The organism is Seonamhaeicola sp. (genome assembly GCF_028281565.1).
Classification (GTDB): domain Bacteria; phylum Bacteroidota; class Bacteroidia; order Flavobacteriales; family Flavobacteriaceae; genus Seonamhaeicola.
On the sequence record NZ_JANQJQ010000047.1, the window covers coordinates 209,036 to 222,287 of the forward strand.

General features: G+C 36.9%; 10 protein-coding genes. 4 read left to right on the top strand and 6 right to left on the bottom strand.

Annotated elements, in window-relative coordinates; genetic code table 11:
- The first annotated feature begins 34 nt into the window (after window positions 1-34).
- Genes Q0983_RS20480 through Q0983_RS20490 form a run of 3 tightly spaced genes read left to right on the top strand, consistent with a single transcriptional unit; the run spans window position 35 to window position 2,869 of the window.
- On the top strand, window positions 35-598 hold the full coding sequence (locus Q0983_RS20480) for a hypothetical protein (protein ID WP_299557128.1): 564 nt from the start codon (window positions 35-37) through the stop codon (window positions 596-598).
- Window positions 595-1,998 (top strand): DUF5723 family protein, encoded by a 1,404-nt coding sequence (locus Q0983_RS20485; RefSeq protein WP_299557130.1) that lies wholly within the window; start codon window positions 595-597, stop codon window positions 1,996-1,998. Before Q0983_RS20480 ends, Q0983_RS20485 begins: the two co-directional genes overlap by 4 nt.
- Window positions 1,988-2,869 carry a hypothetical protein gene (locus Q0983_RS20490; RefSeq protein ID WP_299557132.1) on the top strand — a complete coding sequence of 294 codons (882 nt, stop codon included), beginning with the start codon at window positions 1,988-1,990 and terminating at the stop codon, window positions 2,867-2,869. The genes Q0983_RS20485 and Q0983_RS20490 overlap by 11 nt, the downstream gene beginning before the upstream one ends.
- 5 nt (window positions 2,870-2,874) lie before the next feature.
- On the opposite strand, the gene Q0983_RS20495 is transcribed toward Q0983_RS20490, so the two are convergent.
- Window positions 2,875-4,149 carry a replication-associated recombination protein A gene (locus tag Q0983_RS20495; RefSeq protein ID WP_299557134.1) on the bottom strand — a complete coding sequence of 425 codons (1,275 nt, stop codon included), beginning with the start codon at window positions 4,147-4,149 and terminating at the stop codon, window positions 2,875-2,877.
- A gap of 170 nt (window positions 4,150-4,319) precedes the next feature.
- Between Q0983_RS20495 and Q0983_RS20500 the strand changes: the two genes are divergently transcribed.
- Complete coding sequence (locus tag Q0983_RS20500) at window positions 4,320-5,036, top strand: rhomboid family intramembrane serine protease (protein WP_299557135.1); 717 nt, start codon at window positions 4,320-4,322, stop codon at window positions 5,034-5,036.
- A gap of 3 nt (window positions 5,037-5,039) precedes the next feature.
- On the opposite strand, the gene rlmB is transcribed toward Q0983_RS20500, so the two are convergent.
- The 5 genes from rlmB to Q0983_RS20525 all read right to left on the bottom strand — a co-directional run bounded on the left by rlmB (window position 5,040) and on the right by Q0983_RS20525 (window position 13,231).
- Entirely contained in the window at window positions 5,040-5,786 is a 747-nt protein-coding gene (gene rlmB / locus Q0983_RS20505) for a 23S rRNA (guanosine(2251)-2'-O)-methyltransferase RlmB (RefSeq protein WP_299557136.1), read from the bottom strand.
- A gap of 83 nt (window positions 5,787-5,869) precedes the next feature.
- Window positions 5,870-6,607 (bottom strand): hypothetical protein, encoded by a 738-nt coding sequence (locus tag Q0983_RS20510; RefSeq protein ID WP_299557137.1) that lies wholly within the window; start codon window positions 6,605-6,607, stop codon window positions 5,870-5,872.
- A gap of 27 nt (window positions 6,608-6,634) precedes the next feature.
- The gene (locus Q0983_RS20515) at window positions 6,635-8,617 is read right to left on the bottom strand and encodes a S8 family serine peptidase (protein WP_299557138.1); all 1,983 of its coding nucleotides are present in this window, start codon (window positions 8,615-8,617) and stop codon (window positions 6,635-6,637) included.
- On the bottom strand, window positions 8,595-10,055 hold the full coding sequence (locus Q0983_RS20520) for a RagB/SusD family nutrient uptake outer membrane protein (RefSeq protein ID WP_299557139.1): 1,461 nt from the start codon (window positions 10,053-10,055) through the stop codon (window positions 8,595-8,597). Before Q0983_RS20520 ends, Q0983_RS20515 begins: the two co-directional genes overlap by 23 nt.
- 11 nt (window positions 10,056-10,066) lie before the next feature.
- Window positions 10,067-13,231, bottom strand: a complete 3,165-nt coding sequence (locus Q0983_RS20525; RefSeq protein WP_299557140.1) for a TonB-dependent receptor — start codon at window positions 13,229-13,231, stop codon at window positions 10,067-10,069.
- Window positions 13,232-13,252: the final 21 nt, after the last annotated feature.

Consider the following 13,252-nt stretch of genomic DNA (forward strand, 5'->3'; position numbering starts at 1 on the left):
GTTTGAATACTTTGGTATTTTAACTCGAAAAAAAATGAAAAAGAAAATATTAAATACCTACCTGATTTTAGGGGTATCGGGTATAGTTTTATTGGCTTGTACTAAAGATGTTGATTTTAATCAGGTTGATGATTTTGAAGTTTCACCTGTAGTTGAGTCAAGCCTTATCTTTTTAAATGAGCCGGCAAATCAATTCTATGAAAATAATGCCGAAGTAACCACGGTTCAGGATTCGGTATTGATTGATGTCTTTGAGGATCAATTTGTACAAGACTATTTGGTAAAAGCTGCATTTTTTTTTGAAACTCAGAACTCTATAAACCGTAGTTTTCAATTAAGAGTGGACTTTTTAGCAGATGCTGATGTTCTTGTACATAGTTTTGACTATACGGTGCCTTCTTCACCCAACAATGCAGTATTAAATTCAAATTATACAGAGGTGTTTGAAGGTGATGATCTTGTAAGCCTGAAAGCCACCAGGAAATTAATATTTACACTTAGTTTATTGGATGGTACACCTATAAATGAAAATACGCCAGGGACCATTAACATGAAATCAAAAGGGACTTTTTACTTAAACATAGACGACACACTATGATGAGGTATTTTTGGCCGATTTTCTTTTTGACAGGTTTGACCTATACTCAAAATAAGCAAGTATTATATGGCTTTTCTGAGATACCTCAATCACTTATACAAAACCCCGGAGCTAAGGTAAATAACAATGGTTATTTTGGTATTCCTTTATTGTCTCATGTTCATGTTAATGCAGGTACTTCGGGTGTATCCGTTTACGATCTGTTTGCCGATGATGGTGTTGATTTTAATTCTAAATTAGAACGTATTGTATATGATTTAAGACCTAATGATTTCTTTACTGTTAATCAGCAGCTTGAAATTTTCTCTGGAGGTTTTGCTTATGGACCCAGTTACGATAAAAATGCATATATCAGCTTTGGGCTTTATCAGGAGTTAGATGCTATCTTGTATTTCCCTAAGGACTACGCTATATTGGTTTACGAGGGTAATCAAAACAATATAAACAGACCTTTTAGTTTAGATCATTTAAACGGGGCAGCTGAATTAATTTCGGTATTACATGTGGGATATAATAAAAAGGTAAATGAAAAATTTACATTTGGTGTAAGAGGGAAGATTTATTCCAGTATTATAAATTTGAATTCAACAGATAATAATGGGGTTTTCGTCACTAGAGAAGGTGATAATAATGTTTATGATCATGTTTTTGATATAGATATGAGCCTTAAAACTTCAGGATTGGTGAATTTGACTGAAGATTCGGATTTTGAAACAAAGGACCTTATCAGGCAAATACCATTTAGTGGTAATTTGGGATTGGGGATTGATTTAGGGTTTACATATCAGATAAATAAACAATGGTATTTAGATGGAAGCCTTTTGGACCTCGGGTTTATAAGGCATAGTAAAGATGTAGAAAACCATGAGTTAGAAGGGGACTATGTGTTTGAAGGCATAAATCCAATTTTTCCGGAAGTGGGAACCGGTCAAACAGCAGACGAGTATTGGACCGAGATAGAAGAAGAATTTGTTGATTTGTTCACTCTGGATACTACAACCACCAAGTATACAACCTGGCGTCCGTTAAAGCTAAATGCTTCATTAAACTATAGTTTTGGTGAAAAAAAAGATGAGGCCTGTGATTGTACGGCTCAAGACCCCGAGTATTTAAACAGAATGGGTTTGCAATTATATGCAATAAAAAGGCCTAAACAGCCTCAGGTTGCGCTCTCACTATATTATTACAGAAAGTTATTCAACGCGTTAAGTATTAAAGCTTCTTATACCATAGATTCTTATTCGTTTAGCAATATTGGATTAGGTGTTTCAGCCCAATTAGGAGGTGTGAATTTTTATGTAATGGCAGATAATTTTTTAGAATATCAGAATATTTATAATGCACAAAGTGTATCTTTACAATTCGGGTTTAACTATATATTTAATAAAAATGAAAATTAAGCTTATATTATCTGGTATCTTTTTTTTAATGATTTCGTTTGTTTTCTCTCAATCAAGTTTGAATAATTACAAATACATAATTGTTCCCCAAAAGTTTGATTTTTTAAAGGAGAAAGATCAGTATCAATTAAATTCATTGGCAGAGTTTTTATTTAAAAAACATGGTTTTAGTGCCATGATGGAAGGAGCAGATTATCCTGATGATTTAAAAATGAACAGATGTTTGGCATTAAGATCAGATGTTTTAAAAGAGCCGGGCATGTTTAGAACTAAATTGAAAGTTGAACTTAAAGACTGTAATGACCAGGTCGTTTATACATCGCCTTTAGGAGAGAGCAGGGAAAAGGAGTTTCAAAAAGCTTATAACTATGCTATTAGAGGTGCTTTTAAACACCTTGGGAACTTGAATTATACGTACAAACCCAGTGAAAGTATTACGTCTTTAGCAACAACACCAAGTACGCCGCAACAACCTGTAGTTAAAAATGAGGTGTCTAAAGAAATACAGGAATTAAAAGCTGAAATTGAAAGCCTGAAAAAGGAAAAGGTCAAAGCAAAAGAAGAAGTGCCAGAGGTAAAACCAGAAGTTGAGCCTGTTCCGGAAATAGTTCCGGAAAAAAAGATAGAACAGGCTAAGCCTGTGATGAAACAAGAGTCTTCAGGGGTTTTATACGCCCAGGAAATCACAAACGGATTTCAATTGGTTGACAGCTCACCCAAAGTGGTTTATAAAATTAAGAAAACCGGACTTGACAACGTGTTTTTAGTTGAAGGTAAAAGTGCTGTTTTATTTAAAAAAGGGAATGATTGGGTTATGGAATATTATTCCGGTGATCTACTAAAGCAAGAGGTGTTAAAAATCAAATTTTAGTGAGCTTAATATCCGTATTTATCTTTCCAACGGTGTTTTAAAAATTCCCTGTGAGCCTTTTCCCGGGCATTATTGCCAGGTTCATAAAAGGTGGTGTTCTTTATTTCATCCGGTAAAAACTCCTGGTCGGCAAAATTGTTTTCGTAGTTGTGGGCATATTTATAATTATCGCCATAGCCGAGTTCTTTCATGAGTTTTGTAGGGGCATTTCTAATTTCTAACGGCACGCTTAAATCGCCTGTTTCCCTTACTTTTTGTTGTGCCAGGTTTATAGCGACATATGCAGCGTTGCTTTTGGGTGAACATGCCAAATACGTGGCACACTGGCTTAGTATGATCCTGGACTCAGGATAGCCAATGGTAGATACCGCCTGAAACGTATTGTTTGCAATTACCAAAGCCGTAGGATTGGCGTTTCCTATATCTTCACTGGCCGAAATCAATAACCTGCGGGCAATGAATTTTAGATCTTCGCCACCTTCAATCATACGAGCCAACCAATACACCGCACCATTAGGATCACTGCCTCTAATCGATTTTATAAATGCCGAAATAATGTCATAATGTTGCTCACCGGTTTTATCATAACGTACAGTGTTATTCTGAACTTTTTCTAACACCATATCATCAGAGATGGTTATATCGCCATCGTGAGCATTTACTATAAGTTCAAAAATATTGAGCAATTTTCTGGCATCACCACCAGAAAGCCTTAAAAGCGCATTGGTTTCCTTGAGTTTTATCTTTTTTTTAGAGATCAACGCATCTTTTTCAATAGCACGTCTTAAAAGCGTTTCTAAATCGTTTTTATCAAAGGCGTTTAAAATATAAACCTGGCAACGGGATAAAAGTGCCGAAATTACCTCAAAACTTGGATTTTCGGTAGTAGCCCCAATCAACGTAATCCAACCCTTTTCAACCGCTTGTAATAAAGAATCTTGTTGAGATTTGCTAAACCTGTGAATTTCATCAATAAACAAAATAGGGTTTTTAGTAGTAAACAACCCTCCACTTTGTTTAGCCTTTTCAATAACATCCCTGACATCTTTTACACCCGAATTTATGGCACTTAACGTGTAAAATGGTCGGCCAGATTCCGTGGCAATAATATTAGCCAAAGTGGTTTTCCCGGTTCCGGGTGGCCCCCAAAAAATCATAGACGGAATTAATCCCTGCTTTATACTTTGGGTCAAGGCGCCGTTTTCACCAACTAAATGTGTTTGGCTCACATAGTCCTTTAAAGTTTTTGGACGTAATCGTTCGGCTAAAGGTTCATTCATAAATGTAAATTTAGTCTATTTTTTGGTTTTAGGGATGTCCCAATTTTGTCATTCTGAATAAAGTGAAGCATCTGTTTTAAAAATTGTGGCGGGTTTTTCTGTCTCACACAGAATCCTGCCAATTTATCAGACATTCAAAATTTGGAGAACTATTTGTTATCTTTAATAATATGAGTCATCAGCATTTTAAATTTACCACAGGCGTTATAGCATATCCTATTTTTTTTGTGCTAATTATTTGGTCGGTGCTTTCGTTTGAGGTACGCTTTAATGTTAACTTCAATGAATATGGCGTTTATCCGTTAACCTTAAAAGGGTTACGCGGTATTTTTTTAAGTCCGTTTATTCATGGCAGTATTGAGCACCTCTATCACAATACGGTGCCTCTGTTGGTGCTTACTATGGCGCTTTTTTATTTCTATAGGCCCATAGCTTGGAAAATTATTATTTGGGGAATCATTATATCGGGGTTTCTTACCTGGTGTATTGGCAGACCATCTTATCATATTGGTGCCAGCGGATTGATTTATGTGTTGGTTAGTTTTACCTTTTTTAAAGGGGTATTTGCTAAACATTATCGGTTAATTGCATTGTCACTTTTGGTAGTCTTTTTATACGGAAGCATGGTTTGGTATGTTGTTCCTATAAAAGAGAATGTTTCCTGGGAGGGGCATTTATCCGGTTTAATAACAGGATTGTTTTTTGCATTATTTTTTAGAACACAAATAGCAAAACCTAAGAAGTATGATTGGGAACAGGATCATTATAACGAAGAGGATGACCCCTTTTTAAAACATTTTGATGAAGATGGTAACTTTATTGAAACAATTGATAGGGAAGACGAACAACCCAATATAAATTATACCTATAAAAAAAATAAAGAATAATCGTCAATCGTTAATTGATAGCCTTTGTCTAACTGCTTCATATAAGAAAGCGCCGCAAGCAACAGACACATTTAAAGACTCTATATCACCTAAAAGAGGCAGTTTAGCTTTGGCATCAACCACTTTAAGTGTGGAAGGATTAATGCCTCTATCTTCGGATCCCATAATAATAGCGCAAGGCTCTTTAAAGGAGACATCGAATAATGTGTTTTGCGTTTTTTCGGTAGCAGCAATTACTTTTATACCGGAAGCTTGCATATAAAATACGGCATCCTTAATGTGATCCACTTTGCAGATAGGTATTGTGAAAACGGCTCCGGCACTGGTTTTAATCGTATCGCCATTTACCGGTGCACCGCCTTTTTTCTGAATAATAATACCGGAAACTCCCGTGCATTCTGCAGTACGGATAATGGCGCCAAAATTACGAACATCACTCAATTGATCCAGTAATAAAAACAAAGGTGTTTTACCAGATTCTATTACATTTATGACCAAATGCTCTAAATCATGAAAATCTATAGGAGCTATTTGAGCTACGGCACCCTGATGGTTTTTTTTTGTTAGTCGGTTAAGCTTTTCAACAGGAACATAGGAAGTGTTTATGCCATGCTTCCTTGTTAAAGATTCTAATTCAGAAAATAACTCGCCTCTGAGCCCCTTTTGAAGAAAAACCTTATCAATGGTCTCACCTGCATTGACAGCTTCTATAATGGTTCTAATTCCGAATATTTGCGTTTGGTTTGTCATACTTCAAAGGTAAATAAAAAGAGCCTCATTTTTAAAAATGAGGCTCTTGTTTTATGCTTTTCAGATTTCTAAATGAATGGTATTTAAGGTATGGTAACAGACACACTTTCACCGTCACCATAAACTCCATCGGAAGCATAAATTACCTCACCATCAAAAGTCAGTGAGTATGGTCCTGCACCGTCTCCATAACCATCAAAAATAGTAAAGGTATAAGATCCCGAAGCTAAACACATAGCTCTTGAAATGCCACCGGTTAATCCATCATAAGCACCAAACGCAGCTGGCGTGGCACTTTCAAATATGGTAGTATCGGATGAATCTCTAATACGCCAATATATTTCTTCAGGAAAACCATCAAATGTGATATCGAGAATTAATTCGGGATTAGGGCATACCTGTTTAAGATTTATTTCCATAGTTGCACCAATATGCAAACCTTCCTGGGACACAAAATCTAAAGCCAGTATGTCATCACCCGATGGATTTACATTAGGCCCAACAATATCAATGTTAAAGGTTCCTATATTAGAGTTTGCAGGAACTGTAACTGAAGAGGGCACTGTGTAGGCCGAAGCATCAGCAGTTGTCATATCAGTATTTACAACAATGTTAAATGTGCGGTCAGCACTTGTTGTGTTTGATGTGGCAATTTTTATTTCTTCAGTAGCGGTAGCAGTGGGGTCTACACCTAATAAAGGCTTAGACTCAAAGCCCACGTAGTTAATTTCAAGAATTTTTGCCGAATCAGTATTTTCCTCACAATTCGTGATTAAAACAATGCTCAGCATCAGTGTAAATATGTATAATATTTTTTTCATAATATTAATTTTTTGAGTTAGTTCTTTTTATTTTATTATAATTTTTTGTGTATGTGTGTGTAATCCGTTAGATATATTCAGAAAATATAAGCCCGGATTATAATGCATTACATTAATAGTTACCTTATTTTGACTTTCGTCTAAACGTTGAATATTTGAAAATACCTTTCTGCCCTGGATATCAAATAATTCAATTTTACTATTAGGTTCTATATTAGGAGCAAAGTTTATGTTCAGTCTGTCTTTAACAGGGTTTGGCCAAACTAAGATATCGGATGTATCAGTATTTTTTGTGCTCAATGTTAAACTTGCTCCAGTAATGATTAAAGAAAAAGCTTGTGAGCCATTAGTTAAAGTACCTTTGTGGCTTACTGTTAAGGTATAATTGCCACTTACAGGACTTATAATATCGATACGTTCAATATTATCCACATCATTATCACCTTTTATTGCATTTGCGGCAACATTGGTATTATCTAATTTCCAAGGTGTAAAAACCGTAGTGTTCGAGTCTTCTAACCTTAAATCCAGGTCATTTACCAGTCTTGGCGTAAGTACATTTCCAGGACTTGAGGAAGTAGTTCCGGCAGGATCTGTCCAGCATATGGTTGCTCTTAATTCACTAGCTGAGCCTGCGGTAAATTGGTAAGTATAAGTACCACCATTATTTAAAGTTATCTCAGAAATTAGTGCACTGTTGTTATTATCGTCTTTAATAACATTTGCTGATGCCTCAGCATCCAAAAAACCCCAGCCAAATATGGGGTCCGGACCGGCTTTTGAGTCGTCAAGAGCTGTATGGCATGCCAAACCTTTTAAAGTAGCAGCTCTCATATAGCTGGCGTTTAATTGGTTATAATACTCTTGCAATAAAAGCAAAGAACCGGCTACATTAGGTGACGCCATAGAAGTTCCAGAAAAGTAACCATAGGCACTGTCACTATTATCCAATGTTGAAAATATTCCAAATTCAGTGAGGACATTATTAACACCACCTCTACCGGCAATATCCGGTTTTATTCTAAAGTCATCTGTAGGACCTTGACTACTACTGCTACTTATTTGCAATAAGATTCCGCCTGACGGTAAAAAAGTAGTTCGCGCATTGGCAACTACCAAATTATTTTTAGCCGTTTTATTTCCTGTTAATTTATCAAATCCGGATCCCAAACCTCCGGTATAAGTTTCAGTACCTTCATTTCCCGCAGAATTGACCGCTAAATAAAAAGGAGCGCTGAATGCTACCTGATCCCAGGTTCGCGCATCCGAAGAATAAGATCCAATATTTTGAGCAGAAATTTGTTGAGAACCACCAGAGGTAAATATAGGGGTGCCATAAGAATGATTAGATAATAGTAAACCACTACCTGCTTCCGATAAGGCCTCAGTGTCATCATCAAACCAATCAAATGACCTTAAAGTTGCTTTAGGAGCCATGCCTTTTGCATTAGGGTCAACTCCTTTAGCAATTAAAGTACCGGCCACGTGAGTAGCATGATCACTAGTAGTACCAATAAATGGATTACCGTTGAATTCAGGGTAAACTACTCTTGATTGTGGTACTATTTGATCATCTTCAAACTCGACATGAGTTTCTAAGGCACTTTCTTCATCCCATACACCAATATTCATATTTTCCCCTTCAACATTAATTCCTAAACTACCACCGGAATATAACTGATCTGTTTTAGTAGCCCTGGCACTTAAACTGTTATAAGTTGTTCTGTAAACAGGTCTACCGTCAACAATATCATGAATAACATAGTTTTTACCATTAACCTTTTTGCTCATTGATTCATTTTTATTAGCCCTAAGGAAAGCAGAAATTCTACTTTCCTTAAGTCTATTCTTTTCTGCCAAAGCTGATTTAAGATTTTCAATTTTATCCATATCATATGAGGATGAAATTTTTTTCTTTTCAGCTTCAGTTTGAGCATATAAATTTATGGCAGCAAAATAAGCTACAAAATAAAAATATAGAACTTTGTTATTCATTATTAAATCCGGCATAACCTGGGTTTAGATCTATCTCATCTTCCGGTATTTTAAGGAAGAAGCGATTGTCATTTGCTGGTATGTCTATTGAAATACGGTGAATATCATTTCTTTCAATTGGTAAATTATAGCGTTTAGCATCGAACCAATGTGGACCAAACTCCCCGTAGAATTCTTTTTTACGCTCTAACAGTATTTCATCCAACAAATCCTGCCCTGTATTTCCGGACGCCACTGCGTTAGGATCTCTCGCCGATTGTAAAGCAAATAGTAAGTTTTGTGCCTCTGGGATATTTCCCATATGATATTGGGCCTCAGCATCAAACAACACCATTTCTGATTTTCTAATAAGCGGAATATCAGAAGCAAAAGTGAACGCATATTTGGTTGAGACAAACTCTCGCCATGGCTCTGTAGCCGAAACACCATAAATATCAAAAAAGAGGTTACGAACATCTGTAGCAGAAAATTCACTAACAAAATCCGGATCCCAATAAGTTGCAGAATAACTTAATGTTAGATGATCCATCATAGGTGCTGCATGCCCCCAGAAAAAGTTGGTCTCATCTGAACCATTTTGGAACAAAGCCCAAAGCCATTCCTGATCTGTCATATCACTAAAACCATTACCCCAATTTGAGGATTGAACCGCTGAAGCAGCAGTCCCGCCGTAGGCAGCTCTTGCCAACGTAGACATTCTGCTCCAATCATCTTGTGTAACAGCTAATACTCGGGTTAAAACCGCCTGTGCTACTGCTTTGTTGATAAAACTTTTACCAATTCTTTCATCTGGTAACCCTGCCACAGCATCTTCCAGATCCTGTAGTACCTGATTGTAAACCTGACTCATTGGTACCGGTGGGTTTCCCTGGGCCGTTTCCAGACTGGCACCAGCCGTGTAAAGAGGTATTCTGACAAGATCTCTATTGTTATTATAATTTGGGCAGAACTCCAATAACAGTTCAAACAGGTGTAATCCCCTGAAAAACTTTCCTTTAGCAATAAAGAGTGCTTTTTCGTCATCACTTAACCCTGTGCTGTTATTGACACCATCAATAAGCGTGTTGGCCATATTAACGTTCTCATAATTAAAATCCCATGTAAAATTAGTACGTCTAAAGTTTGGCTCCCTGTTCTCATGGCCATAATCAAAAGTATACCAGCTAAAAGCTTGTATAAGGTCATTACCCTTAACCGCACGGGCATAATACATGGCATAAATACCTCCAACATCCACGGTTCTGTACTGTCCTTTATAGTTGGCCAGTATGCCATTAACAAAGGTTTGCACGTTATCCGCGTTCGCAAAAATAATATTAGTAGAAACACCAGAGGTGTCTGTAGGTTCTTCAAGAAACTCTTCGCTACAAGAGTTGAAGCTCAATAGAATTGCTGCCAATGTAAAAATCATTAATGGCAACTTCCAGCTTTTATTGTTCTTAATATTTTTCATAACGTTTTATTTTATAATTTTAGAAGTGCGCCGAAAGTTAGTGTTCTTTGAAGTGGCGATCTGTTACTGGTTAAACCATTAAATGCTTGTTCGGGATCGATACCTTTATGTGATTGCCAAGTGATTAAATTGTCTCCTTGTAGATATATTCTCACCTGTTTCATCCCAATACGGTCCAAAGCTTCTTGTGGTAAGTTATAGCCAATGGTTAAAGCCTTTAAACGTAAATAGTCGTTTTTGAACAACCAACGTGTAGATCTGTCATTGAAGTTGTTGTTTCTCAATGTTAATCTTGGGAAATCGGTAATATCCCCAGGATTTGCCCACGATTTAAAATTATCAGGGTGCGCTGAGTTTCCTACAGAGGCTAAATTACTTACCAAACCAGTATAATCTGTATCTAACAAGTACGACCCTACACTAAAGTTAAATAAAGCACTTAAATCAAATTGCTTATATCTAAAGAAGGTATTGAAACCACCCTGGAAGTCCGGTAAAGATTCTTTGCCTGTTTCATATCGGGTTGCCTCGTCATACTGATTGGTTACATCTCTGCCAATAACTTCACCGTCATTATCCAATATATCCATGTACCATAAAGCGTCCCCATTTGCCGGATCTACTCCTGCCCATTCTCTAATATAGAATTCAAATATGGAGTTTCCGGGAACCCATAATTTAGACCCTTGTACCTGTCTATCGGTAAAAGGAGAAACCTCAACAATTTCATTCTTTAAGATAGAGAAGTTACCACCAACATTCCATGTTACATCTTCTGAGTTAATGATATTACTACTCAAAGTGACTTCCCAGCCACTGTTCTTGATAGAACCGGCATTAGCACGTAATGTAGGTACACCAATTGAAGGAACGGTGGTTATATCTTGAATCAAATCAACACTCTCTCTTTCAAAATATTCAACCGTACCGGATAGTACCCCATCAAAAAGTCCAAAATCCAAACCAAAGTTTGTTGTTCTGGCTGTTTCCCATTGTAATGCAGGATCAATTAGTAAATTAGGAGGAAGGAAGCTTTGGTTACCCTCTACAGGAGATATGTTCACACCTCCAAAGTTGGCACCGCCAAAAAGTAGACTTGTTGGGAAAAATCCACCAGGGATACCAATGTTACCTAGCTCTCCAGTAGAACCACGAAGTTTTAAACTATTTACCCATCCTACGTTTTCCATAAAGTTTTCATTGGAAATTACCCAAGAAGCACCAAGAGAATAAAAATTTCCTGCTCTGTATTGCTCATTGAACTGCGAAGTCTCATCCCTACGTAAACTACCTTCAACAAAATATTTTTTATCAAAATTGTAAGACAATCTACCAAGTAAACCTGTAATTCGTCTTTGTAGTCTAAAGCCACCAAAAGTTTCAGCTATAGTACCGTTGCCTAATTCCTGTTGTCCTGGTAAAAAACCAGTTGAGGAAGCACCAAAGGTATCTGTAGTATTAGTATTAGATTCATAAATTACGTCTGCAGAAATTGAGTGCCTTCCATAGGTGTTTGACCAATTTAAAGCCTGTATTGCATTAAGTGTAGTTGTTACATCTCTATCCTTGGATACTCTTCCTCCTACTGCAGAGGCAGCACCAATCTCATCATCATCAAACGAATGGCTATCAAACACATAATTCTCATAGTTAACTGTAGATCTAAAGGTAAAGTTATCTAAGAAGTTAATCTCAGCGTATGCGGACCCTAAAAAGTTAGTTCTTATCCTTTTTTCTTCACCTAAAAGTATAGAGGCTAAAATGTTCTCACCATTAATACCTGGTCTTATATTATTTATGGGCTGTCCCAAAGGCCTGCCATTACCATTACCCAAGTCATAAATACGCTGTCCATTGGAATCTAAAATTATGTTACCATTAGCATCCCTTACGTAAATTGGGAAAACGCTGGCATAATTATAAATCCAGGAAATAGCTTGTGTAGTACTTCCGGAAGTCTGATCAGGGTTGTTAGAGAAAGATCTGGAATATCCAAGTGTTACCCCTGTTTTCAACCAATCAGTTACCTGGCTATCAACTGCACCTCTGGCTGCAATCCTTTCAAAGTCAGAGCGAATTACTGGTCCCTCTTCATTTAAGTAATCAAATGAGAAAAAATAATTCGATTTTTCACCACCACCGGAAACACTTAGGTTGTGGTTAATTCTTGGTACATCGCGTCTTAATACAGCCTCTTCCCAATCGGTATCCCATATTAGGTTAGCTCCACCCACTAAATTTCCATTTGCATCTATTGGTGTAGCTACATTGTAAGGGTTATATCCCATTGTAGGAATTACCGCAGCACTTGCATTTGCAGCGGCATCAGCAGGACTTTGGCCCAAATCGTAAAGATTATCATTTCTCAACCCTTGCCAATATAATTTCAAGTAATCCTCAGAGTCAACCAGGTCATGGATACCTACGGCTGGGTTTGAGAAACCATATTGTGTTCTTATAGTTATTTCAGCGGCGGAACCTTTTTGTCCTCTTTTTGTAGTAACTAAAATTACACCGTTAGCACCACGCGAACCGTATAAGGAAGCTGCACCTGCATCTTTCAATACAGATATAGACTCAATTTGATCCTGACTTATGGTATTCAAGTTTCCATTAAATTGAGCACCATCAACAATTATTAAGGGATCATTACTACCGTTAAAACTACCAAATCCACGTATTCTAATCTCCGGATTATTACCAGGTTGTCCACCTTGCGTAATCAAATTTATACCGGCAACATTACCCTGTAAGGCTCTTAAAGGTGAAGTTACTTGTTGAGTCTCAATTATTTCCGCTTTAATAACGTCAACAGCACCAACAATGGCTTCTCTGGTTTGTGTACCATAAGCTACAACCACTACTTCTTCCAGAGAAGTAGCATCCTCAGACATTGTTACATTAATAATATTGGAAGAACCAACCCGAACTTCATTTGTGGTATAACCAACAAAACTAAACACAAGAATATCACCTTGATTCGCTCTAATTGAGTATTTCCCATCAAAATCTGAAGATGTTCCGGAAGAAGTTCCTTTTACTAAGACAGTAGTTCCTGGTAAAGGTAAACCTGAATCGTCTATAATTGTACCAGAAATTGTCTTTTCTTGCGCAAAAGATAATTGCACAACAAACGCTAGTATTAGCGTTAGAATTCCACTAAACTTTGTTTTCATTTTATAATTATTTGAATTAGT